The organism is Nonomuraea sp. NPDC023979, assembly GCF_040639085.1.
GTDB classification, from domain to species: Bacteria; Actinomycetota; Actinomycetes; order Streptosporangiales; family Streptosporangiaceae; genus Nonomuraea; species Nonomuraea ceibae.
The window spans coordinates 59,449-82,120 of sequence record NZ_JBEZZG010000019.1; the positions used below are offsets into that span (position 1 = coordinate 59,449).

At 70.1% G+C, this 22,672-nt stretch carries 39 protein-coding genes and 1 pseudogene; 25 read left to right on the forward strand and 15 right to left on the reverse strand.

Annotation, left to right across the window (positions count from 1 at the left end; genetic code table 11):
* Nucleotides 1–3: 3 nt before the first annotated feature.
* Together AB0G11_RS28940 and AB0G11_RS28945 are read right to left on the reverse strand one after the other, a co-directional pair.
* Entirely contained in the window at nt 4–393 is a 390-nt protein-coding gene (locus AB0G11_RS28940) for an NUDIX hydrolase (RefSeq protein WP_357589646.1), read from the reverse strand.
* A 9-nt stretch (nt 394–402) separates the two neighbouring features.
* Entirely contained in the window at nt 403–600 is a 198-nt protein-coding gene (locus AB0G11_RS28945) for a hypothetical protein (protein ID WP_357589648.1), read from the reverse strand.
* Nucleotides 601–693: 93 nt separating this feature from the next.
* On the opposite strand from AB0G11_RS28945, the gene AB0G11_RS28950 reads away from it, so the two are divergent.
* Nucleotides 694–948 (forward strand): GntR family transcriptional regulator, encoded by a 255-nt coding sequence (locus AB0G11_RS28950; RefSeq protein ID WP_357589650.1) that lies wholly within the window; start codon nt 694–696, stop codon nt 946–948.
* A gap of 50 nt (nt 949–998) precedes the next feature.
* Here AB0G11_RS28950 and AB0G11_RS28955 read toward each other — a convergent pair whose 3' ends face one another.
* A complete protein-coding gene (locus AB0G11_RS28955) occupies nt 999–1,781 on the reverse strand; it encodes a GntR family transcriptional regulator (RefSeq protein WP_357589652.1) in 783 nt (260 codons plus the stop codon).
* Nucleotides 1,782–1,947: 166 nt separating this feature from the next.
* Between AB0G11_RS28955 and AB0G11_RS28960 the strand changes: the two genes are divergently transcribed.
* The 22 genes from AB0G11_RS28960 to AB0G11_RS29065 all read left to right on the forward strand — a co-directional run bounded on the left by AB0G11_RS28960 (nt 1,948) and on the right by AB0G11_RS29065 (nt 11,151).
* On the forward strand, nt 1,948–2,187 hold the full coding sequence (locus AB0G11_RS28960) for a helix-turn-helix domain-containing protein (RefSeq protein ID WP_357589654.1): 240 nt from the start codon (nt 1,948–1,950) through the stop codon (nt 2,185–2,187).
* Between the two features lie 128 nt (nt 2,188–2,315).
* Nucleotides 2,316–2,582: a hypothetical protein gene (locus AB0G11_RS28965; RefSeq protein ID WP_357589656.1), complete on the forward strand. Its 267-nt coding sequence runs from the start codon at nt 2,316–2,318 to the stop codon at nt 2,580–2,582.
* Between the two features lie 34 nt (nt 2,583–2,616).
* Nucleotides 2,617–2,781, forward strand: a complete 165-nt coding sequence (locus tag AB0G11_RS28970) for a hypothetical protein (RefSeq protein WP_357589658.1) — start codon at nt 2,617–2,619, stop codon at nt 2,779–2,781.
* A 182-nt stretch (nt 2,782–2,963) separates the two neighbouring features.
* Nucleotides 2,964–3,257: a hypothetical protein gene (locus tag AB0G11_RS28975; protein WP_357589660.1), complete on the forward strand. Its 294-nt coding sequence runs from the start codon at nt 2,964–2,966 to the stop codon at nt 3,255–3,257.
* Entirely contained in the window at nt 3,254–3,568 is a 315-nt protein-coding gene (locus tag AB0G11_RS28980; protein ID WP_357589662.1) for a hypothetical protein, read from the forward strand. Before AB0G11_RS28975 ends, AB0G11_RS28980 begins: the two co-directional genes overlap by 4 nt.
* A complete protein-coding gene (locus tag AB0G11_RS28985; protein ID WP_357589664.1) occupies nt 3,565–3,714 on the forward strand; it encodes a hypothetical protein in 150 nt (49 codons plus the stop codon). Before AB0G11_RS28980 ends, AB0G11_RS28985 begins: the two co-directional genes overlap by 4 nt.
* Before the next feature lie 112 nt (nt 3,715–3,826).
* The gene (locus AB0G11_RS28990; RefSeq protein ID WP_357589666.1) at nt 3,827–4,018 is read left to right on the forward strand and encodes a hypothetical protein; all 192 of its coding nucleotides are present in this window, start codon (nt 3,827–3,829) and stop codon (nt 4,016–4,018) included.
* Nucleotides 4,019–4,124: 106 nt separating this feature from the next.
* On the forward strand, nt 4,125–5,276 hold the full coding sequence (locus tag AB0G11_RS28995) for a hypothetical protein (RefSeq protein ID WP_357589668.1): 1,152 nt from the start codon (nt 4,125–4,127) through the stop codon (nt 5,274–5,276).
* Nucleotides 5,273–5,491, forward strand: coding sequence for a hypothetical protein (locus AB0G11_RS29000; protein ID WP_357589670.1), 219 nt, complete (start codon nt 5,273–5,275; stop codon nt 5,489–5,491). The genes AB0G11_RS28995 and AB0G11_RS29000 overlap by 4 nt, the downstream gene beginning before the upstream one ends.
* Nucleotides 5,488–5,760, forward strand: a complete 273-nt coding sequence (locus AB0G11_RS29005; protein WP_357589672.1) for a hypothetical protein — start codon at nt 5,488–5,490, stop codon at nt 5,758–5,760. Before AB0G11_RS29000 ends, AB0G11_RS29005 begins: the two co-directional genes overlap by 4 nt.
* Nucleotides 5,757–7,871 (forward strand): hypothetical protein, encoded by a 2,115-nt coding sequence (locus AB0G11_RS29010; protein ID WP_357589674.1) that lies wholly within the window; start codon nt 5,757–5,759, stop codon nt 7,869–7,871. Before AB0G11_RS29005 ends, AB0G11_RS29010 begins: the two co-directional genes overlap by 4 nt.
* A 251-nt stretch (nt 7,872–8,122) precedes the next feature.
* The gene (locus AB0G11_RS29015; protein ID WP_357589676.1) at nt 8,123–8,341 is read left to right on the forward strand and encodes a hypothetical protein; all 219 of its coding nucleotides are present in this window, start codon (nt 8,123–8,125) and stop codon (nt 8,339–8,341) included.
* The gene (locus AB0G11_RS29020; RefSeq protein ID WP_357589678.1) at nt 8,341–8,523 is read left to right on the forward strand and encodes a hypothetical protein; all 183 of its coding nucleotides are present in this window, start codon (nt 8,341–8,343) and stop codon (nt 8,521–8,523) included. Before AB0G11_RS29015 ends, AB0G11_RS29020 begins: the two co-directional genes overlap by 1 nt.
* Complete coding sequence (locus tag AB0G11_RS29025; RefSeq protein WP_357589680.1) at nt 8,520–8,723, forward strand: hypothetical protein; 204 nt, start codon at nt 8,520–8,522, stop codon at nt 8,721–8,723. Before AB0G11_RS29020 ends, AB0G11_RS29025 begins: the two co-directional genes overlap by 4 nt.
* An 82-nt stretch (nt 8,724–8,805) precedes the next feature.
* Nucleotides 8,806–8,934, forward strand: a complete 129-nt coding sequence (locus tag AB0G11_RS29030) for a hypothetical protein (RefSeq protein WP_357589682.1) — start codon at nt 8,806–8,808, stop codon at nt 8,932–8,934.
* Nucleotides 8,931–9,083 (forward strand): hypothetical protein, encoded by a 153-nt coding sequence (locus tag AB0G11_RS29035; protein ID WP_357589684.1) that lies wholly within the window; start codon nt 8,931–8,933, stop codon nt 9,081–9,083. Before AB0G11_RS29030 ends, AB0G11_RS29035 begins: the two co-directional genes overlap by 4 nt.
* Nucleotides 9,084–9,340: 257 nt before the next feature.
* Nucleotides 9,341–9,661, forward strand: a complete 321-nt coding sequence (locus tag AB0G11_RS29040) for an HU family DNA-binding protein (RefSeq protein WP_357589886.1) — start codon at nt 9,341–9,343, stop codon at nt 9,659–9,661.
* A gap of 271 nt (nt 9,662–9,932) precedes the next feature.
* On the forward strand, nt 9,933–10,169 hold the full coding sequence (locus AB0G11_RS29045; protein ID WP_357589685.1) for a hypothetical protein: 237 nt from the start codon (nt 9,933–9,935) through the stop codon (nt 10,167–10,169).
* Nucleotides 10,170–10,234: 65 nt separating this feature from the next.
* A complete protein-coding gene (locus tag AB0G11_RS29050; RefSeq protein WP_357589687.1) occupies nt 10,235–10,540 on the forward strand; it encodes a hypothetical protein in 306 nt (101 codons plus the stop codon).
* 12 nt (nt 10,541–10,552) lie between these two features.
* Entirely contained in the window at nt 10,553–10,699 is a 147-nt protein-coding gene (locus tag AB0G11_RS29055; RefSeq protein WP_357589689.1) for a hypothetical protein, read from the forward strand.
* Complete coding sequence (locus AB0G11_RS29060) at nt 10,699–10,836, forward strand: hypothetical protein (protein ID WP_357589691.1); 138 nt, start codon at nt 10,699–10,701, stop codon at nt 10,834–10,836. Before AB0G11_RS29055 ends, AB0G11_RS29060 begins: the two co-directional genes overlap by 1 nt.
* Nucleotides 10,837–10,947: 111 nt before the next feature.
* Nucleotides 10,948–11,151, forward strand: a complete 204-nt coding sequence (locus AB0G11_RS29065; RefSeq protein ID WP_357589693.1) for a transposase — start codon at nt 10,948–10,950, stop codon at nt 11,149–11,151.
* Here AB0G11_RS29065 and AB0G11_RS29070 read toward each other — a convergent pair.
* Nucleotides 11,125–11,403, reverse strand: coding sequence for a hypothetical protein (locus AB0G11_RS29070; protein WP_357589695.1), 279 nt, complete (start codon nt 11,401–11,403; stop codon nt 11,125–11,127). The genes AB0G11_RS29065 and AB0G11_RS29070 overlap by 27 nt on opposite strands.
* Nucleotides 11,404–11,507: 104 nt before the next feature.
* On the opposite strand from AB0G11_RS29070, the gene AB0G11_RS29075 reads away from it, so the two are divergent.
* Nucleotides 11,508–11,675 (forward strand): hypothetical protein, encoded by a 168-nt coding sequence (locus AB0G11_RS29075; protein ID WP_357589697.1) that lies wholly within the window; start codon nt 11,508–11,510, stop codon nt 11,673–11,675.
* The gene (locus AB0G11_RS29080) at nt 11,662–12,624 is read left to right on the forward strand and encodes a hypothetical protein (protein ID WP_357589699.1); all 963 of its coding nucleotides are present in this window, start codon (nt 11,662–11,664) and stop codon (nt 12,622–12,624) included. Before AB0G11_RS29075 ends, AB0G11_RS29080 begins: the two co-directional genes overlap by 14 nt.
* Before the next feature lie 126 nt (nt 12,625–12,750).
* Here the strand turns inward: AB0G11_RS29080 and AB0G11_RS29085 are convergent, their stop codons facing one another.
* The 11 genes and pseudogenes from AB0G11_RS29085 to AB0G11_RS29135 all read right to left on the reverse strand — a co-directional run.
* A complete protein-coding gene (locus tag AB0G11_RS29085; RefSeq protein WP_357589701.1) occupies nt 12,751–13,155 on the reverse strand; it encodes a hypothetical protein in 405 nt (134 codons plus the stop codon).
* A gap of 9 nt (nt 13,156–13,164) precedes the next feature.
* Nucleotides 13,165–13,659 carry a lamin tail domain-containing protein gene (locus tag AB0G11_RS29090; RefSeq protein WP_357589703.1) on the reverse strand — a complete coding sequence of 165 codons (495 nt, stop codon included), beginning with the start codon at nt 13,657–13,659 and terminating at the stop codon, nt 13,165–13,167.
* Nucleotides 13,660–13,755: 96 nt separating this feature from the next.
* Entirely contained in the window at nt 13,756–14,757 is a 1,002-nt protein-coding gene (locus AB0G11_RS29095) for a peptidoglycan recognition family protein (protein WP_357589705.1), read from the reverse strand.
* Nucleotides 14,757–15,404, reverse strand: coding sequence for a hypothetical protein (locus tag AB0G11_RS29100; RefSeq protein WP_357589707.1), 648 nt, complete (start codon nt 15,402–15,404; stop codon nt 14,757–14,759). Before AB0G11_RS29100 ends, AB0G11_RS29095 begins: the two co-directional genes overlap by 1 nt.
* Entirely contained in the window at nt 15,404–15,712 is a 309-nt protein-coding gene (locus AB0G11_RS29105; protein WP_357589709.1) for a hypothetical protein, read from the reverse strand. The genes AB0G11_RS29100 and AB0G11_RS29105 overlap by 1 nt, the downstream gene beginning before the upstream one ends.
* A gap of 69 nt (nt 15,713–15,781) precedes the next feature.
* Nucleotides 15,782–16,141 carry a hypothetical protein gene (locus AB0G11_RS29110; protein WP_357589710.1) on the reverse strand — a complete coding sequence of 120 codons (360 nt, stop codon included), beginning with the start codon at nt 16,139–16,141 and terminating at the stop codon, nt 15,782–15,784.
* A gap of 8 nt (nt 16,142–16,149) precedes the next feature.
* Nucleotides 16,150–16,671, reverse strand: coding sequence for a hypothetical protein (locus tag AB0G11_RS29115; RefSeq protein WP_357589712.1), 522 nt, complete (start codon nt 16,669–16,671; stop codon nt 16,150–16,152).
* 2 nt (nt 16,672–16,673) lie between these two features.
* Complete coding sequence (locus AB0G11_RS29120) at nt 16,674–17,195, reverse strand: hypothetical protein (protein WP_357589714.1); 522 nt, start codon at nt 17,193–17,195, stop codon at nt 16,674–16,676.
* Nucleotides 17,196–17,197: 2 nt separating this feature from the next.
* A complete protein-coding gene (locus tag AB0G11_RS29125) occupies nt 17,198–17,716 on the reverse strand; it encodes a hypothetical protein (RefSeq protein ID WP_357589716.1) in 519 nt (172 codons plus the stop codon).
* Nucleotides 17,716–20,178: a hypothetical protein gene (locus tag AB0G11_RS29130; protein ID WP_357589718.1), complete on the reverse strand. Its 2,463-nt coding sequence runs from the start codon at nt 20,176–20,178 to the stop codon at nt 17,716–17,718. The genes AB0G11_RS29125 and AB0G11_RS29130 overlap by 1 nt, the downstream gene beginning before the upstream one ends.
* Nucleotides 20,179–20,683: 505 nt before the next feature.
* Nucleotides 20,684–20,779 (reverse strand): annotated as a pseudogene (locus tag AB0G11_RS29135) (NlpC/P60 family protein); the annotation flags it as partial.
* Between the last annotated feature and the right edge of the window lie 1,893 nt (nt 20,780–22,672).

Sequence of the window (22,672 nt, forward strand, 5' to 3'; positions counted from 1 at the left end):
CGGCTACGCGAGGTGGGTGTCGAGGTACTCCTGCACCGGCCCGTAGAACGGCCACGGCACCAGCTCGGCGACCCGGGCGCGCGAGCACCATTCGACGTCGGCGAGCTCGTCGGCGTCGGCCACGTGGGCGGTACCGGACAGCACCTCGCACACGACGTAGATCATGCGGCGGCCGGTCGCGGGGTGGATCCTCTCTCCCAGGTCCTTGACGGCGGCCACTTCGAGGCCGGTCTCTTCGCGCGTCTCCCGCACGGCCGCCTGCTCCCCCGACTCCCCGGGCTCGACCTTGCCTGCTGGGAACTGCCAGGAGAGCCCGCCCTCGCTGACGCGCCGGCGCACGAGCAGGACGCGCTCACGGTCGACGATGATGGCGGCGGCGATCGGTGCCTGCATGCCCTCTCCTCAGGGTGTCGGCCTCGCGCTGCGGGTGATGCCGAGTTCTTCGAGCGGGCCGAACGTCTTGCTGACCCATCCGAGCGATCCTCTGGCGTCGCCGTTCAGCAGCTCCACGACCGGCTCTTTGGACTCCTGGTGGACGTGGCCGGTGTCGAGCCACACCCTGCCCTCTCGGTCTACCCATGCGGAAATCGTGGCGCCCATGCGCTGACCATACGTACTGCACGTCTAACTCGTACAGCCTGTGCTATACGGCCCGCCCGCATTGCCCGTGACGGTCGTCCGTAACGTGTTGGTGTGACTGTTGACCAGTTGGATCCGACGCCGCTGTGGGAGCAGCTCGCCGCCATCCTGCGGGGCCGCATCCAGGCGGGCGACTACGCGCCCCGCCAGGTGCTGCCGTCGGAGGCGCACCTGCAGCAGGAGCACGGCGTGAGCCGGGGCACGGTGCGACGGGCGATGGCAGCGCTCGGCGAGCAGGGCTGGACGGTGACCGTGCAGGGGCGCGGCACTTTCGTCGCGCCGCAGGAGTCGTGGCCGGAGACCACATAGAGCAGGGCCGGCGTTTCCGCCGGCCCTGCTTGACGTCGCCCGGTGCCGCTTCAGTCGGGGATCGGGAACGTGTACGACCAGGCGAAGCGCGACGCCGCGTGGACGCCGCGGGCGTACTCCACCGGCCGCCCGTCGGCTGTGCGAGTGACACGGTGCAGCTCGACGACCGGCTCCCCCGCGGGCATCTCCAGGAGCTCGACCTCGTCGGCGGTGGGCATGCGCGCGTGCAGGTTCTCTGTAATCTCCGCCGGCTCCAGGCCGCGTGAGGCCAGAACAGCGAATCCACCGCCTTGCCCGGCGATGCCTGGCCGCGGGTCCGTGATCGGCGTGCCCTCGACATCCTCTCGCCGGTAGTACGAGGTCATGGTGTGGGTGGGCTGCCCGTCGCGCGTCATCACGCGGGCCCGCTCGTACACGGGAGTGCCAGGCTCAACCCCCAGCGCCGCGGCGGTCCGCTCGTCCGCTTCGACGAGCTCAACCTCTTGCGTCTGGTGTCCCTGCTGCGAAACGGGAGTCCCGTCGGGACGCTCGTCTGGGTACGTCTTCACGGTGACGTTTGCCCAGCGTGAACGGGCGTAGCGGTCCGGGCCGAGACGGCGCACCGGATACTCCTCGCGCACGTATGCACCGGACCCGTAGCGGGTGGTGATCAGGCCCTCGTTGCGGAGCTGGGCGACAGCTTTGCTGGCCGTGTTGCGGCTGACGTTGTAGGTCTCGGCGAGGTCGCGCACCGGGGGGAGCTTCTGCCCCTGCTTGAGCTCGCCCTCTGCAATGGCTCGGCGCAGGTCATCGGCTATGCGAGTGGCCGGCCCGGAGTGTGCTTCAGGAGACATAGCTCAAACGATACCGGAAGTGTCGTAGGCCAATTCGTTGAGCGTCGTACGACGATTCCCTTGACATCCTGCAAGCGTCGTACGATGCTTTGTCGTACGACGCTTTCCGTGGTCTTCCCGGGGGTCGTCGTGTCCTTGCTAGCCCTATGCCCGATTTGGAGGTGTCGTGATTACCGAGCCGGCCGAGCGTCAGCCGAAGCCGCTGATGAAGGTCCCCGAGGTGGCCGCCCTGTTCGAGGTCGACCCCGAGACCGTCAGGGTTTGGGCTCGGACCGGCAAGCTGCGGTCGCGCCGCAACCCTGGCGGGCGCGTCCTGGTCTTCCTCCGCGCCGACGTCGAGGCGCTGCTGGCCGAGGTCGTGGACCCCGAGCCGGTCAGCCTCACGGTCAACGAGGTGGACGTCTGATGGCCGCCACCCGCTGGAGCGCCGACAGCCGCCGCGCGTCTTCCGCACAGAAGATCGGGCTCGCCGGGGTGAGCCAACACCCCGCGCGAGCCCTCGATCAGCCCGTCTACAGCCAGGAGGAGCGATCTGTGTCCCAGGTTACGCCCGTCCTCATCCCCCTGCCTCGCGCCGCGTGCAAGCCGTGGTGTGCCCGCCACGACCACAGCGGCGGCTACTGCTACAGCCGCGACATCCCGACCCCCGGCGGCCAGTGGAACGCACCCGGCCGCATCGCCATGAGCTCCGGGCCGGGCGGCACCCTCATCGAGATCCACCACGACCCCGACGCGGAGCTGACGCCGGCCGAGGCCGAGCAGTTCGCTCACGCCATCCTCGCCCAGGTCCGCCTGGCCTGACCCTCCTACTCACCGTTCGCGAAAGGACCCGATCATGCACGGCTGGAGGAAGCGGCTCGTCTACGTCGCCGCCGCGTTCGCTCTCTTCTACCTGTTCACCCGTCCGGCCAACGCCGCCGACGCCGTCAACGGTGCTCTCGACGGCATCATGCACGGCGCCGACCAGCTCTCGGTGTTCTTCAGCAAGGTCCTCACCTGATGAGGCCCACGCTGTTCAACCTGATCATGTTCGCGCTGGTCTTCCTGCTCGCGAACGTCGGCCTCATCGCCATCGGCTACGCCCTCTTCGCGTAGCCCCCGGAAAGCGGTCAGGCCAGGCGACTCCACCGCCTGGCCCGACCTGAACCTCATCCGCCTGCCTCACAGGAAAGAGAGATCTTCATGGAGTCTACGACCCTGCTCCGTCCGGTCGAGCGGCCCTGCCCGCGCGGCTGCCGCGCCGACCACCACGGCGAGCTGCCCGGCGAGCGGGACCACTGCGTCGAGGTGGCCACGATCCGGCTGGACGACGGCAGCGCGATGCGCATCGACATGCTGGTGCGGGACGGCGAGGCGCCGGTGCTGGTGGTGCGCGACCCGGACGACAACGAGGTGCGGATCCCCGACTACGTGGCGGCGGCGTTCAGCGGCGCGATCGCGGAGGCCGCCATGCTGTCGTGGGCGGTGGCGTCGTGACCACTCAGCAGATCGCATGGCCTGAGGGCGTCATCGCCCGCTACCTCACCGTCGGCGGCGCGACCGTCGATGTGATCGACGACACGACGGAGCACGGCAGGTACTCGAAGTCGGTCACGCACCGGCTGCACGGTGCGTGCACCGGCGAGCGGTGCGGCGAGACGTACTACGGCTACAGCTTCTCGTTCTGGAAGACCGATGACCTGGACAGCAACGAGGACTTCCAGTCGCGCATCGCACAGATCCAGGCGTGGGCTCAGCGGCACGCCGAGAAGTGCCGGGCGATGCCCAGGCCGGAGGTGGCCCGGTGAGCCCCTCCGAGATGAAGGACACGCTCAAGCAGCTCGACAAGACGCTGAAGGCCAACGCCAAGCGCCCCGCCGGAACCCGCCCGCTGATGGACGCCAGCCGGTGCACGCACCCCGGCTGCACCAAGTGCGGCAAGGGCAAGCGGTGAAGCGGGACAAGCTCGCCGAGGACTTGGCCAGGCTCAACCGCTGGCAGTCCGCCCGCCCCACCGCCGCCACCAAGCCCGGCAAGAAGGACACGCCGGAGACGCGAGGCGAGAAGTGACTCGCCCGGAGGTCCGCCGCCGCCTGGCCGACGCGAGAGCCAAGCGCATCCGCATCGACCTCGCCTACCGCAAGAACCACGACGAGCCCGGCGTGTACGAGAACAGCGTCGAGCGCTACCGGGCCGACGGCTACGGCGTGGACGGCTACCCGCTCGACTACCCCGACGACCTGAAGACCCTCGACTGACCAGCACGACAGCCCGACCGGAGCCGTCAGGCAGCCGGCATCCCCCAGGAGCAAGCCGGGGGCGGGCGCCAAGCCTCACCTACTCCACAAACCAGGAGCACAGACCATGACCACCATCCAGCCCGAGCGGGTCAACGGCCGCCACCCGGCCGCCACCCACCCGCCGCCCACGAGAGCCATCGACAGGCAGCCCAACCCGCCCGCCCCTCCGGTCGACGGCGAGACGAAGCGGGTCCGCGCCCTCCGCGCCGAGGTCGCCGAAGCGCACCTCCTCGCCGGGCTCCAAGACGACGGCACCCCGCTCAAGGTCGACACCGGCAAGGTGCGCAAGCACCGCAAGAAGGCCGCCGAAGCCGCCCGGCTGCACGAGCTCGCCCAAGACCCGATGATGCGCGCCTACCGCGCGCTGCGGACCCGCCGCCGCGTCGTCGCTGTCGCGATGGTGTCGCTCGCCCTCGCGCTCGGCTGGTCGACCGCCGGCGTGCAGGCGTTCGCCGCCGAGGGCGCCGACCCGTGGTCGCCGCGGTGGGTGTTCGCGTGGCTGGTCGAGCCGTTCATGTCGCTCGCCCTGATCGTCGTCGTGTACGCCCGCACCTACTTGGCCACGCTCGGCCAGCCGATCGAGTCCAAGACGTTGACCCGGGTGGAGCGTATCTTTCTCGGGTTGACGGTCGGGATGAACGCCTGGCCGTACCTGCCGTGGTCGCTGCCGGACGGGCGGGAGTTCTCGCTGTCGTCGCTGGTGCTGCACCTGCTGGGGCCGATCGTGGCGGTGGCCATCGTGGTCGCGCTGCCGATCATTTTGGCGGCGTTCACGAACCTCGACCTCGGGCTGTCCAGCCGGACGGTGGAGGGCGAAGTCGTCGTCGACCGTACGGAGCCGCGTACGGAAAGGGCGCTCCCGCCGGGCCGGGTCGAGCGTCAGATCGCGTTCGTCCGGAAGCCAGCGGTTCAGGTGGTGCGGCGCGCGTTCGCCTACCGGCCGGCTGCCGCCCGTACGCGGCCGGTTCGTACGGCCTACGTGTTCCGTACGCGGTCCGTAACTCCTGCTCCCGAGGCGATCGACCGGGACGTATTCGTACGGGAAATCACGGCCGAGATTCTGGCTGCGGCGGCCCGTGGCGAGAAGTGGGCGCCGGATTATGACGCCCTGATTGGGCGGTCGCACCGGTCGCGGTCGTGGTGCGAGAAGGCTGTACGGGACGCCCGCACCGCGGTGTTCGGTACGGACTCGCGTACGGGAGAGGCGGCGTCGTGACGCGCCGCATCCTGCTCGCTCTCGCATGGATCGTCCTCGACCTGATCGAGGCTGCCGCGTACTTCCTCGCGGTCGCTCTGCTCACCGCCCTGATCGGGTTGGTGCTGCCACTCGCCGCCGCGTTCGCGGTTGCCCTGCTGGGCGTCAGCGTCTGCTTCGGCTACCGCCAGGCACTGCGCATCGAGCGCGCCCGCGAAAGGGGTGAACACCGATGACCATGCCACTCATAGCCCTGCTCCTCCTGGCCGCGTTCACGATGTGCACCCCGAGCGGCGCGTCGGCGCGGGCCGAGATCCGGGCCACCGCCAGCGCCGCCGGATGGGTCGCGGTGTTCACCGCCAGCCGTCACCTGCTGCGCCACACCCTGCTGCTGCTGGTCGAGGCGCTGCACATGGTGGTGAGCGCGGTCGCGTTCATCGGCGGCGTCCTCGCCATCGCCGCCGGGCGCCTGGAGTCCGTTGGAGCCCCGAAGGAGGCGTCATGACCAGGCCATTCCGCATCGTCCCCAACCCGCCCGACGAGGAGCTTGAGGAGCCTATGCAGGTCATCGAGCACGACGCCGCGCCTGGTCGAGAAGTCGAGCTTCCCCAGGAGAAGGACGCGGAGGTCGCCGGCGAGGAAACCCTCACCGGCCCGCCCGTCGACCAGCCCGCCGAGCCCGAGCCGCCCAAGGTGTTCGCCACCATCACCGGGAACGCCGTCGCTGAACGGCACCCCATCGTCCCCGCGTGGGCGCGCTCCAAGCAGGACCTCAAGACGGCCGCCCGCTACGTTGCAGGCCAGGCCGGGTATCGGGTCGCCTTCCAGGCCAGTCGCACCCCCGTGTATGCGGGGCGTGCGCTGCGCTGGGCGCCCGTCGGCGGCGGGCGGCTGCTGGGCCGCCTGTGGCGGTGGGCGTGGGATCTGGAGGCGTCGCCGGCGCGTCAGAAGGCGCTCCAAGCGGGGGATCTGGCCGCGTACGAGCGGCTGGTGGACCGGCGGAACGCGCACGTGAAGAAGCGGCTGCCGCTCGCCGGATGCTGCCTGCTGGCCGCCCTCGGCGGGAGCGCGCTGGCGTGGCTGACCTTGCCTTGGTACGTGCAGGTGCCGCTGTGGGGCGGCGTCCTCGGCGGGCTGGCCAGGGCCGGTAGGCCCGTCGACAAGCCCATCACCAGCCCCGCCGTGACGGTGACCAGGTATGAGCGGCTGACGGCGGAGAAGGTGCGCGAGGCGTTGTGCTCGATCGGCGTGGCCGGGCTGAAGGACCCGAAGAAGATCACGTTCCCTGCGCAGATCCACCGCGACGGGCCAGGACAGCTCGCCCGCTGCAACCTGCCTATCGGTGTCGAGGCGGTGGACGTGTGCGAGAAGCGCGGCAAGCTGTCCTCCGCGCTGCGACTACCGATCGACCAGGTGTGGCCCACCGCAGGCCCCGACCACGCCGGGCAGCTCGACCTGTGGGTCGGCTACCAGCCGGCCTCGAAGATGAAGCCGCCGCGGTGGAGCATCGCGGAGGACGGCGCCCGCGTCAGCGTGTTCGACCCGGTCGAGTTCGGCGCTGACCAGCGGCAACGCGCCGTCAGTGCGCCACTGTTCGCCCGCAATTGGCTGATCGGAGGCATGCCAGGGTCGGGCAAGTCGTATGCGGCCCGCGCGCTGGCGCTGGCCGCCGCGCTGGACCCGAACACCGAGTTCAAGATTGCCGAGTACAAGGGGACGGGCGACTTCACCGACTTCTACGACGCCGGCCTGTGCTCCACGTACGTGTGTGGCGTCGACGACGAGGCGATCGAGGACGGCGAGCGCATCATCGACTGGGCTCTGAGGGAGGCGGAGAAACGCGGAAAGCTGATCAAAAAGTTCCGCGCCGAGGGCCGCGCTCCGGAGGGAAAGGTGACGCCCGAGCTGGCCGCGGCCGGGGTCGGCCTGCACCCGGTGGTTGTGCTGCTGGACGAGGTTCACGAGTTGTTCGGCGCTTCGCCTGAGGCTTCGGAGAAGGCGGAGCGGGTCATCAAGCGGGGGCGTGCTCTGGGGATCATCGTCATCCTGGCGACACAGATCCCAGACAAGGACAGCTTGCCGCCCGGCATCACGCGGAACGTCAACATGCGCTGGTGTCTGGCGGTGCAGGACCACATCGCGAACGACATGATCCTCGGCACCGGTTCGTACAAGCGCGGCATCACCGGCACCAGCTTCCGCCCGGAGATCGACGCCGGGTGGGGGATGGTGACCGGCCTCGCCTCGCCGACCGCCGTCCGCTCGCAGTACCCGGACGAGAAGACGACGAAGAAGATTCTCGGGCGGGCAATCCAGCTTCGCGGCGGTCGGCCGGCGTGGGCCGATGATAAAGAACTGCCGCGGGTGGACGTCCTGGTTGACGTTCAAAGGGTGTGGCCATCTGGCCCTTATGCACATTGGGGGCCGTTGGCCGAGGCTCTGGCTACGTTCCGGCCTGAGGCGTACAGCGATCTGACGGGCGAGTCCTTGAGCGCGCTGTTGCGCGGGTTGGATGTGCCGAGTGAGAACGTCCGCGTGAATGGCCAGGTTCTGAAGGGCTGCAAGAGAACCTTCGTAGAGGCCGCATTGGAGCGGCGGGAGATCGGTCGCGCGTAGCGGCGAGTTCGCCCCTCAGAGCGCCCCTGAGGGGCGGGAACAGCAGGTTCCGAGAGGTGGCGTAACGCCGCTACAAAAGCCGGAGCCGCAGGTAAACGGCGTTACGGCGGGTGTAGCGGAGCCGTAACAGATGTCGGGGACCGCTACACGCTGAGCGGGTGGTTGCGGCCGGCTCTCCAGACCTTCTGGAGGGCCGCCCGGAGCAGCCGCTCCCACATTCCCCACACACCCCACCGGGACAGGAGACAACCATGTTCGATCGGATGCCGCCCGCGAAGCTGGCCAAGGCCAAGGGGCAGGGCCAGACCACCAACCAGCGCAACCGGAAGGCGGACGTCGCGAACGGGTTCGGCGTCACCCGCGCCGCGAAGCTGGCCGCCGAGCGGGAGCTCATCGCCGAGGTCGGCCCCCGCCAGGCGAAGCGGCTCATGCGCGAGTCCGCGAACCGCGCCGCGAAGCGGGTGTGGTGATGGGCGTCTTCGCGAAGGTCGCCGTCATCGGCGTCGTGGTCTTCGTCGGCTCGCTGGCCACGCTCGGCCTCGCGTTCTCCGGCCGGGTGCCGCTTGCTGTGGCGGCGCTGGTCGCGACCGGCGTGCTGGCGGTCGGCGCGATCGTGATGTTGGCCCGCGGCCCGCAGGAGGCCGACCAGTGAGCGCGCTTGACCGGTATCGCGTGATCGTGCGTGGACACTCCGCCGCCAGCACCGCCACCCGGCGCCGCGCGGAATCGCTCGCCGAGCTCGCGCGCGGAGAGGGCTCGCCGGCGCATGTCGAGCCGACGCAGATCTGCAAGAGGTGCGAACTGCACCGATGCGGCGGCGAACAGGTTTGCCGGGACGCGGGAGAGCGCTGAGGTTGCGGATCCCCGCCCGCACGCCGGGCGGGGTGTCCGGAGCAGAGCGCTCCAGACCGAACCCGAACGAAGGAGAACGAGCATGTGCGACAACCAGCAGCCGCAGGGCCACCTCGTCGACTGCAAGGTCTGCTACGGCAAGGGGACGAAGGGGATTCTCGGCCTCGCGTGCACCAAGTGCAACGGCACCGGCAAGCAGGTCATCAAGTGACAGCCGCCCGCTGCCCGCGCTGCACTGCGGCGCTCGACGGAGGTCCGGTCGTCTACCGGTGCACGCCCTGCCGCCGCACCGTCTACGCGGCCGACCTCGACACCGAGTACCACGCCCCCGTACGCGTGCCCGCCCGGTCGCGCCTCTGACCGGCCGTTCGGGGTGCTCCGCCCGCCGCACCGGGCGGGCGGGGTGCCCGGGGCGACCGGCCCCGACCACGAAGGAGATCACCATGTGCGAGAAGTCAAAGTGCGAAGGCCACGTCGTCAAGTGCGCCACCTGTGGGGGCGATGGGCGGACACAAATCTATCCCGTGACCAAGAGGTGCGAAGTGTGCGGAGGCGTCGGCAGCGTGCTCTTGAAATAGGCGCGGCTGTTGCGGGTGCGCCCATCCGCTGCACGGCGGGTGGGCGGCCCGGAGCGTCCGCTCCACCATCACGAGGGAGACACCATGAACAAGTCCCAGCTCATCGACGCCGTCGCCGCCAGCACCGGCCGCAGCAAGACCGACGTGGCCGCCATCATCTCCGCGACGCTCGACACCGTACAGGAGGCGGTCGCGTCCGGCGACACCGTCCAGATCATCGGGTTCGGGTCGTTCGAGCGCCGGTTCCGCGAGGCGCGCACCGCGCCGAACCCGCGCGGCGGCGCCCCCGTGCCCGTCGCGGCCAAGCACGTGCCGGCGTTCAAGGCGGGCGCGGGCTTCAAGCAGGCCGTCTCCGCCTAACCCCTCTCGTTGGTGGTCCGGTGCTGGCGCGGCCGGGCCACCAACCCTCTCACCACGATCACGACAGCCAGGAGAACCGATGCGCACTACCGAGCCTCACGTCCAGCGGGCCACATGCAAGAAATGCAGGAACGAGGCGACGTACACATGGCCCGCCGGGCTCACGGAGGGTCAGCACACGGAAATCACCGTGTGCCCGTGCGACCAGATCCACCGCTGGACCTGCAACATCCGCTTCCGGTAACCCCGGCCCACGGAGAGGAGCCCCACGATGGGCCTGTTCAGCAGCAAGAAGACCGCGCAGCCCGCGCAGTCCGAAGGCCCGCCGCTGCGGCGGGGCCTGGTGCGCGACGCACTCAACCTCGGCATGAAGTGGTACGGCGGCGACCCCGACGGCGACGACTTCGTGGCGAACCGGAACCGGTACCACCGGGCGCTCGCGAAGTGCACCCCGGCGGAGGCCGACTACGTGGAGGCTGCGCTCTCGCGGAACGACTACAAGCCGTAGGCCACACAGGGCGGCCGAGAACATCACCCAGCACACCGCCACAGGGAGACCCCAACATGCGACCCATGACCGCCTATCCGACCGTCATTCAGCAAGCCGTCGACTACGGCCGCCGGCTGCCCGCCGTCCAGGTGTTGGTCGATGACCTGCGCGGAGTCCCCAACTCCGACACGATCGACCTCGACTTCCTTTTCAACGTCCCCGGCGACTCGATCGAGCTGGGCACCACCTGGGCCCCCTGCCCGGACGACTGGCGGCTCGTCTACGCCGGGTACCGCACCTTCTCCCGGCAGGACGACAGGCACCGGCTAGCGACCTGGGACGACGTACGAGCCTTCCTGGACAGCCACACCACCGCCCTCGATTCCTGAACGGAGACAACGATGTTCGACGACAACCCCCGGTTCCGTGAGTTGCAACGGATCCGCGAGGAGGGCTACGACGGTCCCCTCGACCAGGACCTGCGGAAGGTGGACCCGACCGACCCGCGCACCCAGGTGCTCGACGTGCTGCACAGGACGGGAGCGTGATGACCGACACCTCCGCCGGCGCCGACGAGCCGGCCTACGTTGAGGAATGCTCCCCCGAGTTGATCGACGGCCAGTACTACGGGTGCGGGGCCTGCGAACCGTGCAGAGACCAGGCCGACGGCGAGGAGGAGGACTAAGGCCGTAGGTTAGCTCCAGCCAGCGCGAGAGCCCCGGGATGCTTCCCCATACCCGGGGCTCTCGCACGCCCACTGTAAGACCTAATGTCCGAATTCGCTTATCCTGCGGTCGTGGCAGTGTGGCGCGGCCCCGACGGCATCCTCATCGAGCCGATCGTGCTCGAACAGCGGCCGTGCCTGCGCGTCACCCAGGACGTGAACGGCCGCCGCTACCTGCTCGGCTACTGCACCAGCGTCAAGCAGGTCGCCCGGCACGTGGATCTGGCCGACCTCGTCGAGGTCATCCCGCTACGCGCCCACCGCAGCGCTCTGTAGCGCCATCCACGCGGAGTGCCGGTTGTCCACCGTCGCCCACCAGGAGTGCCGGTGGATCTCCTCCGCCAGTCGGCGCGACTCGTCGAGTGCGGCGGCCCACTCCACCCGCTGCTCGTCGGTCAGCTCCGCCTCGCCGGCGGCGATCGCGGTGGGAGAGGGGTGCGCCTGTCGGAGGTTGGCGAGCTGGGCTTCGGTGGCGACGAACGCCTTGCGGAGGTCGAGCAGGTCGGCGGGCGGCTCGTAGGCGGTCACATTTCCCCCAGGTGGTGCGCGGTCGGCTGATTCTACGCCGGACGGCGGGGGTGACCTGCTGCGACATGCTGCGCGCGGCCGGGCGATCGGGCGACGATGAGTGCATGGACGATCACATGCTGCCGAGCGAAGATCCTGACCTCGCCGACGTCTGGCCGGAGATGACGCCCACAGAGCGTCTGCGCTACCAGATATGCGAGGGCGAGCCGACACCTAACCAGGTGAACGAACATGTGCGGCGCATGTACCGTGAGCGCCATGAATCAGGCTGATGACGATCACGAGGGCGATGACCTTCCTGACTCGACGCGTCCCGAGCAGCCCGACCTCCGCGCACTGGTGCAGAGCGAGGCGTTCCAGAGGCTGGCTCAGCCCCTCAACGACCAGATGAGGAAGAGCGTCCAGCCACACCTCGAAGGCATCAGTCGATCGCTCACGGCGGCATGGGCGGACGTTGCGCGCCAGCTCGCCCCGAGAGCTCAACTGTCGTCCATGTGGTCTCGCAGCATCTCGGAGGCCCTACAGCCGGCTCTCACCAGATGGGTTGGATCACTCCAGCCTGCGCTGGCCAGCTTGCGCGAGTGGGCCAAGGAGCGGCTGCCGCCGAACTGGGACGGGGCGGATGTGAAGTACGACAAGATCGAGGAGATCTTGTTCACCGACGGCATCCCTCTTGTGTGGGTGCCCCGTGCCGACATCTTGTCCAAGCTCATGGCGGGCGCGACTCGCGACGATCGGATCGCGGTTCTGTTCGAGCGTAGGGACGATGTACGCGCGGACTGCCTTGCCTGCTTGTCCCCCATCGACAGCCCCGATCTGGACGAGTGGGTGGCGCTTGCGCGCAAGGCGATCGCGGCATGGGAGGACGGCCACGACGAGGCCGCTCAGACCCTCGCCACCTGCGTGACGGAGGCCGTCATCACCAGCCGGATCGCCCCCTACAAGGCTGCCGTGAAGCAGGCGAAACTCGACTGGGAGCACCTGACGTTCAACCGGCTGAAGTTCGCCGCAGCACAAGCCCCGATCGTCGGCTTCTACACGGAGTGGTATCCCAACAGGGGCGTCGATCCGCTGGCGACGCTGAGCCGACACACGACGGTCCACCATCCGTCTCAGGTGCAGTGCAACCCCGAGAACTGCACGGTTGCGGTGATGCTGCTCTGCTCTCTCCTGCGGGCTGTTCACGAGGCGGAAGCTGAGCAGAATGGCATGGCCTCGTAGGTAGGGCCGAAGGCGCTTCTGCTGTTCAACATGCCGATAGCCCCGCCTGCCCCGTAAGGGCAAGCGGGGCTATCGGTGCCCACGGTTCGCCGGAAGGTTGGCGAGAGCACCCGGCTCCGTGGGGGTCTACAGGCCGGACACGTCCCGGTCGCGGTGCACGCCACGCTCCGGCTTCGGCTTCGACGTCTGCCGGATGAACGCGCCCGTCGCCATCGTCAGGAACATCATCAGCGCGGCCGTCTGCTTGCCGCTGGCGTTCCAGCCGAACACCATCGCCAGCGTGATCAGCGCCTGACCTGCGCCCAGAATCGCGCCCTTGATGCTGCCGCCGTTGTCGTTGGCCCGGGTGCTGAACGCCACCCAGACGCCGAACAGGGCGGCCAGGGCGGCGTTGACGACCGCGACCGTCTCGTCCGGCCAGGGCAGCCAGAACGCCGCGGCGAGCTGCACAGCGCCGGACGCGAGGCCCAGCCAGAGCGCCGGCTCGCCGGTCAGCTCGCTGGTGTCGGGCGCGGATACGTGGTTGGACATGGGGCGCTCCTAGCGGACGTAGTAGCCGTTGTCGAAGTCGAAGGAGAAGCGGGCCACCTGGTTGCCGTCCTCGTCGTCGAGGGCGAGCGTGTCGCCGCCGTTGTTGATGAAGTGGCCGCGATACCCGCGCTTGAAGTCCATGTAGTAGAGCTGCGTCGCGTTCGGGTCGGTCTTGTTCACCCCGGCCGCCGGCGACACCACGATCAGCCCGTTCGGCTTCACCACGGTGCCGGCCGGGAACGTGTAGGCGTTCGTGTGCTCGCCGCTCGCGCTGGTGTAGGAGTCGTGGACGGTCCAGCCGCCGACGTCGAGCGGCTCCGCCAGGTCGGCGCGGGCGCGCAGGTAGATGGCCTCCTGCCAGCGGTTGCCGGTGGTGTCGGCGCCGACGGCGTTGTAGTTGACGCGGGTGATGGCCACGTCTGGGTCGGCGGCGGCCGCCGCGTACACGACGCCGCCCGCGAGGACGACCGCCGCGGCGGCCAGCAGGACGAGGATCTTGCGCATGAGGGTGCTCCTCTTGGATGGGGACATGCGAAGGGCGGCCCGCATCTGGCAGGCCGCCCGGGCGCGGACAGGGGCTCCGCGCAGGGGTTCCGGTCGTCAGGACCGGTGCAGCAGCGCCTTGAAGGCGCTGGCCGTCTCCAGCGTCACCACGCCGGTCGAGGCGTGCCGGATGAACACGCGGGCGCGAGAGTCGCCGGACAGGCCGAACTGGGCGGCCAGGTTCGCCTCCACCCGTCCGTCGGCGTCGGCGCGCAGCAGGGCGGGCCGGTTGATCGGCCAGGCCACGTCCTGCATGGTGCCGTCGTCGTTGTGGCGGGTGAGCGCCACCTGTACCGGCTCGCCCGGCGCGAGGCCGCGCAGCGCCACGAACGCCACGGCGTCGGCCCACACCTTGACGTTGGGGGCGATCGACTGGCCGTCCGTGGGGTGCCAGCCCGCCGAGTCCTTCCACTCGGCGGTCCACCACGGCTGGTAGTCGGTGGACGGCGGGACGACGACCTCGTCCTCCAGGCCCAGGCTCACGATCTCGGGCATGCTCTCCTCCTCCGGTTCAGGCAGGGGCTCAGGGTCGGCGGAAGGCGCCGACGGGGTGGTGCTCGGCAGCGGGGCGCCCGCGCGCACCCACCGGTAGACGGGCTCGCCGGGGCAGCTCGTGGCGTAGCCGTCGCGGTGGCCAGCGATCTGGGCGCCCGCGGCGCCGCGCTCGCGCAGATACCTGCGGGCTCCGTGGAACGCCCGCTTCATGCCGTCGGTCGGCTCCGTCACGCCGGACGTTCCGACCAGCAGCAGGATCGCGTAGTGGCCGCTGTTCAGCCCGGGGCCGTTCGCGGCCGGGAGGACGCGCGGGCCGCGCCCGATCATCGCCCGGTCGTGGGCGCAGGCCACCATGCTGTAGCCGATGTCCGACCAGCCGTTGCCCAGCATGTGGCCGCGCTGGATGCCGCGCACCGCCGCCCGGCACGCCTCATGATCCGTGAGCGTCGCCGGATCCACCCGGCCGCCCGTGTAGTGCGCCTTCACGCCGCGCGCCGACCCCAGATACGAGGTGGATCGCGGACGCACGGCGCCCCACGACGCCCGGGACTCGATGATCGTCATTACGGTGTCTCCTGCTCGCATCGGTAGGTCGCCGCGCCGGGCGGGTCTTGGCGGCACGTCCACGTCGCCCCCAGCCACGTCCACGTCCACGACGTCGGTGGCGGTCCCTGCTCGCCGCGCGGTCCCTGCTCTCCTTGAGGCCCTCGCTCTCCTGCCGGGCCCGGTTCTCCTTGCTTGCCGGGCTCGCCCTGCTTGCCCGGCGGCGGCGGCTGCTCGGCCAGGTAGGCGGCCACGGCCGCCGCGATCTCCGCGTCGGTGGGCGGGCGCCCGCCGGGCGGCGGATTCTTCGCCAGGTGGGCCGACACCGCGGCGGCGACCTGCTGCTCCGACGGGCCCGCGCCGGCCTTCGGCGGGTGCTTCTCCAAGTAGTCGGCGACCGCGCGGCTGATCTCCTCCCACGTGGGCGGGCGCCCCGGCGGGCCAGGCTCGCCCTGCTCGCCGCGCGGACCCGGCGACGGCGACACCAGCGGCACGCCGCCCAGCCGCTCCACCTGGTCGCTGAGCACCTGCCGGTCGTCCTCCGACCTGCGCAACTGCTCGCCGAACGCGTGGATCTGCACCGACACCAGCGCGGCAAGAACCGCCAGTACCACGCCAGCGCCCAGCGACCACCACGGCACCCGCACCTTGCGGGTATGCCAGCCCATCAGGTGCCCCTCGCGGCAAGCCAGATCTGCACGGCGATCCCCAGCAGGATGAACACCGCCGGCAGGATGCCCGCGTACAGCGCCTGCCTCGCGTTCGTCTGCCGCTTCTCGACCGTCTTCTCCATCGCCTTCCGAATCTCGGCGACGTCCTGCTCCAGCTCCGTGAAACGCCGCTCCGACTCGGAGAACCGCCGCTCCGACAGGCGTTGATCGGAGGCGTACTCGCCGCGCTGCACGAGCTGGGCCAGCATCGCCATCACCCCGTCCAGGCGCCGGGACAACTCGCCGATCGTCGGCTCATCAGCCACATCGCCCCCTCGCCGAAGTGAGTGCCGCCCGCGCTCCCAGGGCGGAGCAGACCCGCGCGGACGGCACGATCATGTGCGGGGCACCTCCCCGCCGAGCAGCAGCACCTTCACTAGGAACTCGCCCGCCGCCTCATGCTCCGGCGTCTGCACGATCTCCGCACTGAGCGGCCGACCGTGGGCGCGGGCCGCCGCCAGCGCCTCATCCATCGCCTGCTCGTGCGGGGTGGCCGCCGGGAAGCCGTGCTTGTAGATGTGGCCGATCGTCGCGCCGGCGTCCTTGAGCGCCTCCGCCTCCGCCTCCACGTCCCGGCCCGCGAGAGGCCGGCCTGCGCGGTTCAGCATGCGCGCCCCGCTGCCGGCCCGACCACGCAGCCGGTGCAGGTTGGCGACGACCTCCTCCGGCGTGCCCGGCCGGTAGGTGAACTTCACAGCCCCTCCTAGGTGGTGAGCCGGCGGATGGTCAGCAGCGAGCCGGTCTTGACGATGGTGGGCGTGCCCGACGACGCCAGCTGGGCCCAGCGCAGCTTCAGGAACCCCGAGCTGGAGCCGACCCGCAGCACGCCCTTCGGGACGGCCACCACCAGGACGCCGGCCCCGACGGTGCCCGGCGAGCTGCTGCCCGACCCGACCTGCCGAGTGCGGGAGATGATGCCGGTCGATGCCGTCTCGCCCGTGCCGAGCGCGTCGCTGACCCACGTCCACGCCGCGCCGCTGGGATAGCTCCAGCCGAGCTGCAGGTCGCCGGACGGGTTGGCCGCGCCCTCGTAGATGAGATGGCCCTGCACCCAGTAGTCCGTGTTCGCCGCGACGCTGAGGAACAGGTGGTTGTCGTCCTGCAGTGTGATGCTCGACGTGACCGACTCGTCGGCCGTCTTCAGCCGGAACGCCTGCTGCAGCGGATACCGGTTCAGGTCAGCGGCGGAAGGACGCTCACCCGACGACCACGTCTTGATCGGCATGCCTACTCCGTCAGCCTGCGCAGGATCAGAATCGACTCCGGATACACCGTCGTCGCCGTCGCAGAGGAGGCGAACTGCGCCCACCGGAAACGGAACGTGCCCGCGATGCTGCCGGTGATCAGGATGCCGCGCGGGATGCACGCCAGTAGCACGCCGGTGCCGTTCCCGCCCGGCGACGGGGTCGAGCCGAGCTGCTGGTAGGAGCGGGACACCGCGTCCACACCGCCCGCCGTGCTGCTCGACGCGAAGGCGTCGCTGACCCACTCGAACGTCGTGCCGCCGCCCGGCGCGCTCCAGCCCATCAGCAGGTCACCCGCCGTCGCCGCCGAATAGTGGATGACCGCGGTCACCCAGTAGGTGGTCCCGGCGTCCACCGGCACCGCGAGATGGTCGTCATCCTGCAGCGTGGTGGACGACACCACCGACTCGCTCGCCGTCTTCAACGCGTGCACCTGCTGCATGAAGTGCAGGTTGAAGTCGGTGGCGGTCGGCCGGTCGCCGTCGGCGAAAACCTTGATCGGCATGCCTACTCCGTCAGCCTCTGCGCGATCAGCAACGAGTTCGTCTTGAGGGTTGTCCCCGTGGCCGACGAGGTGACCTGCGCCCACTGCAGCTGCAGGTTCCCCGGCGTGCCGCCCACATCCAGCCAACCCTCGCCCGGCACCACCGCGAGCGTGCCGCCGCCGGCGGCCGGGCCGCCGATCGTGCCGATGTCGCTCTGGCTGCGGAAGAAGCGGGACACCTCGCCCACCGTGCTGGTGGTGCTGGTGCCGAGCCCGCCGTGCGTCCACCGCAGGGTCGCCCCAGCTGGGACCGACCACTGAATCTTGAAATCACCGGCCTGCGCCGCGTCGTAGATGAGGAAGAACTCGATCCAATACTTCGTGCTGGCCAGCAACGGCACGAGCAGGTGGTCGTCGTTCTGCGCCGTGGTGCTCGACGTGACGGTCTCGTCAGCCAGCTTGCGGGCGTGCACCTGCTGCACGAAGTACTGCATGAGGTCGGCCGCGTACAGCACCTCGCCGTCGACGAACTGGCGGAACATCAGTAGGCCAGCCCGTTCTCACCGATCACGCCGAGCATCGGATGCCCCAGCGTCAGGAAGCTGCCCACCTTGGCCGCCGACTGGAGAACCCATCGGGTCTCCCATCGCGGATCGTTCTTCGCCAGCCCGCGGATGGTGTGCTCGATGCCGCGGATGAACACCTCGCGCACCACGTCCTCATCCGCGCCGACCGGCCGCCGCTCCACGATGATCCGGTCGCCGATGTCGCGGCCCAGCACCTGCGGGAACAGCGCCGCCGGATCCTTCTCCGGGCGGATGGTGAGCTCGTCGAAGCGCAACTCAGGCTCCCGCGACAGGTAGAGCAGCCACGACGCCCACGACAGCGCCTCCGCGTCCGTCTGCATCAGCAGCTCGGCGGGCGCCGGGAACGTCCTCCTCCGATATTCGAGGATGCTGGCCGCGTCGCTGGCCGTCTGCTCGATGCCGCCGACCCGGGTGGCGCGCACGATGTTCGCCATCTGCGTCCGGTCATAGGTGATCCCGACGTCGTGGTACGGCAGCCGCCCCTTCGCCGCGCCGCCCTCCCCGAACCGGGCCTGCGGCGTCGTCGACCGGTCGTCGGTGAGCAGCGCCTGCCGGTTGCGGAACACCACCTTGCCCGCCCCGTCCTGATACAGCTCGCCGATCTCCGTGTCGGCCACGAGCTGCAACTCCGCCAAGCCGTTACCTTCCAGCGTGGTCGCCTGCAGCGTGCTGTTGCCGACCGCGATGTCCCGGTCGGCGGCAGGCCAGCCGATAGAGTCCAGGATGCGGTCCACGCGCGCCCCCGAATCCTCGCCCGCCCCCACCGCGGCCACGGCGGAACGGTCGACGTCGGCGAGGCTGGCCAGCCCGTCCGTGCACGGCACCGTCACCTCGGAGTCGTAATCGCCCGTCCAGCTCACCAGCCAGTCGTCGGCGAACCCGTGGAACAGGTCGAATGTGACGCTGGCCGGCCGGGAGCTGGTCGAGTCGTGCGCGGCCCCCGCCCACGAGCAGGCCGGCTGCGAGCCGTCACAGAACGGCGACGCCGTCGCGGCGGCCTCCACCTGGACGGCGTCGACATAGCCGACCACCTGCCCGGTCGCGTGCGAGCCGTCCGTCCAGAACTGGAGCTGGAAGCGGGTCAACGTCTTGCCCGGCGCCACCGTCTGCGTGGTCGAAACGCGATGCCACACGTCCGGCGCCGCATCCGCGGGCAGCACGAACACGTTGGAGATCGCGCCGTCGAACGTCGCGTCCGCGATCGCCACCCCCGTCAACTGCCCGATCACCGCGGCCGGGATGAGCACGTACGCCGAGATGGTCACCTGCGTGCCCGCCGGCACCGACAACGCGTGCGGGGCGACCAGCTCGATGTTGCAGATCGTGGAGCCGGCCGTCTTCGACACCGACCCGGTGTAGCCGCCGAACCGGGACACCGTCGACTCGCGGCCGATCACGGACGTGCCGTTGCTCGACCACCCCGTCGTGCCGGTCTCGAACGACGGGTTCTTGACCAGGTTCGTCGTCGCGGTGAACGGCATCGACGCGCGCACCCGGATCGGTCGCATCGGCTTCACCCGCGTGCCGGTGCCGCCGCCCACGCCCGTGAGCTGCTTGGCCGCCAGGGTCGCCGTCGTGAACGCCTGCGACTGGATGTCGGCCCGCTCCACCCAGCCCTCCACCTGCGGGGGAGCCCACGTCGCGCCGAACGCGCCGCCCCACGAACCGGCCGCGACCCGCAACTCCAAGTCGTTGGAGGCGTGCGGCGTCGTCGCCGGCGTGCCCATGACGGGTGCGCCGCCGTTCGACTGCGACGCCACCACCTCGCTGGAGGAGGTGTCCCAGTTGCGCACCGCGACGAGGATGACCACGCCGTCGCTGCCGCTCGCCTGTGTGAAGCCATAGCTGGCGGGCTCGCTGCCGCCCGCCGTCTTCGCCCACACCTTCGCCTGCAGCGTGTCGTCGCCCTCGCTGCGGGTCGACAGCGGCGTCCCCCACGAGCCGCCGCCGGTCGGCGTGCCCATCGCGCCGAGCGTGCCCACGTCGCAGAAATGGAAGGCGATCAGCCGGTGGCCCGACAGGGTGCCGACCGGCTTGGCCACGGTAAACGAGCCGGTCGTGCCCGACGCCTTCGACGAGACGTTGACGATCTCCGCCTGCTGGCCGGGCGCCGACTTGACGTCGACCGTCCAGCCCTGCCCGAAGTCCTGCGAGATCTCGCACGTGAACTGCAGCACCCCGGACTCGCTGCTGGAGTTCTCCACGTACGGGCCGGAGAGGTTCGTCGGGTCGAAGCGCCGGTCCCGGTTGTCGAGCACGACCGTCGCCTCGCCCGGGTCGTAGCGGGTCAGCGGAGAGTCCGCGCGGCGGCTACCCCGCTGGATGCTGGCCGAGCGCAGCCACGGCGAGATGTCCGTCCACGTCGGATCGGTGAACATGCACTCGACCACGATCGACGGGTAGAGCGGCTCAGCCACGGCTGTCCTTCAGTCTCGCGCCGGACCGGGACTGGTACTCGTACAGCAGCTCGTGGATCTCCCGGGCGACCGCGCCCTTGTGGTAGGCCGTCGGAACCGCGATGTGGAAGTGGTTGTGCACCTCTGTCGGCCGACCGCCGGACTGCATCTGCTTGTGCGTGAAGACGTACTCCGGCTTGCCGGTGCCGTTGTATGCCGGTGTGAAGCCCGGCGGCAGAATGCCGCCCTGGTCGAACTTGGCCAAGCCATACCGCCTGCTGAACAGCCCGTTGTTGGTGCCCCGGGCCGCGCTGCCGACCACGACGCCCCTCGACCCCCGGGACTCGACGTTGACGCCGCCCAGCGTGCCCGCCATGTGGCCCACACCGGCGTCCGTGACACCCACCGTGAAGCCGGACTTGCGACCGCGGACGAATCCGCCCGGCCCGCTACGGGAACCGAAGCTGTGCGTCGTGAACAGGCGGCTGTAGGGACGCCGACCCTTGATGACGTTCGTGATCGCGGACATGAAACCGCTGCAGTCGTAGCCGCGCGGCCCAACGCCGCCCCAGATGTACGGCTTGCCGTGCTGCGACCGCGCCCACTTCAGCGCCTTCTGCACGCCCGGCCCGCCCATCAGCATCTTCGACAGCGCCTTGCTGATGCCGGTGCCGATGTTCTTCGCCCAGATGCCGTACAGCGCGTTGGCGCGGGTCGCCATCTTCTGCACCGACGACAGGCCCGACACCGAGCCCTGCGCGATGATGCCGCCGTCGGCGTAGAACGCGCCCTCGCCGCCCAGCCGCTGCGGGCCGACGCCCGTGGCCAGCATCCGCTTCACCGCGGGCACACCGCCCGCCCGCGCCGCGGCGTTCATCCGGTCGATCGCGGACGCGCCGACCGCCTTCGTCCACTCCGGCCGCATGACCGCCTCGCCGCCGGACAGGCCCAGGGTGCCGCCGGTCGGCGAGTGGAAGAAATGCACGTCCTTGCCCGGCGTGTAGCCGGGCAGGATGCCGCCGGAGGCCCTGAGCAGGGTGCCGCCCTGCACCTTGTAGCCGACCAGCTCGCCGCCCGCGCGCACCTCAATGCGGACCTTACGGTCCTTGATCTTGCCGGTGGCGGCGTTGATCTGGGCCGGCATCGTCACGTACCGGCGCACCAGCGCGTCGATCGCCTGCTTCGACAGGCCCGCCTTCGACAGCACGCCCGACAGCCGGTCGATGTGGCGTTTGAACGCGGCGTTTGCCACGTCGGTGCTCTTGCCCTGCTTGACCAGCTTGTCGGAGTGGTCGGTGGCGGCCCGGATCGCGTCGATCACCAGTCGCGTGTTCTCCCGGCCAGCCTTGCTGTTGATGCTGATCTTCCCGGTGCGCTCGTTCACCCGCAGCGAGTTCTTCTTCACCGCCTCCGACAGTGCGTCGAGCGCGTTGCGGGCGCCGATCGCCGCCATGTCGGCGTCGCCGGTCAACGACTTGAAGCGCACCAGCGAGTTGTTGAGGGCGCCCACCTTGGTGGACGTCTTGTCCGCCGCCGACCCCACCCCGGCGATACCCGAGGCCGCCGCCTTCGATGGGCCGACCGTGCCGGTCCCGGCCGCCGCCAGCAGCCGCGCGTTCCGGGTCGCCTCCGTCATCTCCGAGTTGGAGGTGTTCAGCGCGTCCGACACGAGCTTGGCGCCGCCGGTGAGCTGCTTCTGCGCGATCGCGCCGTGACCGGCACGGCCGCCGTACACCTGCACGTTCGTCGCGGCAGCCTGCAGCTCCGTGTTGACCAGCGCCATAGCGGTCCGGTTGCCGAGAGCCGCGTCCGTCACCAGAGACAGGTTGATGCCGAGCTTCTCGGCGGCGTCGTACACGCCGCGCGTCAGCAGCTCGTTCTTCACGTTCGCGATCGCGGTCTCGTCGAGCGCGCCCTTGTTCCGCACGAGCGCGTCCGTCAGGTCCTTGACCCGCTGCTCCGCCTGATTGTTGCGGGTGGCGAACAGGCCGAGGGCGGCCACGCCGCCCGCCAGCGCGAGCCCCCACGGGCCGGCCAGCACGCCCGCCGCCGCCCCCAGCATCGAGCGTGTCTTCGTGGCGGCGTTGCCGAGCGCCCCCATCGGGCCGCCCGCCGCCGCCACCGAATCCCGCATCCGCCGCACCCCGTCAGCCGCGTGCAGGCCCGCCGACGCGACGGCCCCGATCTTCCCTGCGAGCGGGCCGACGATCAGCGCCAGCGCCAGCCCCTGCGTCACCACGTCCCGGATCGGGCCCGGCAGCGACGTCAAGATGTTGGCGACCAGCCCGAGCGGGCCCGCCACCAGCGGCAGCACATTCCCCAGATCGGCGGCCACGTCGCGCAGCAGCGAGAACATCTCCGCCGTGTCGCGCTGGCCTTCCGCCGACTTCGCCCACGCCTCGAACCGGGCGGTCAGCCGTTCGATCGTGTCGAGCACGCCGTCGCCGGAGTTCTCAATCTTCCCGAACATGCTGATCAGCCCGCCGCCGACGTTCCCGCCGATCCGGCCGAGCTG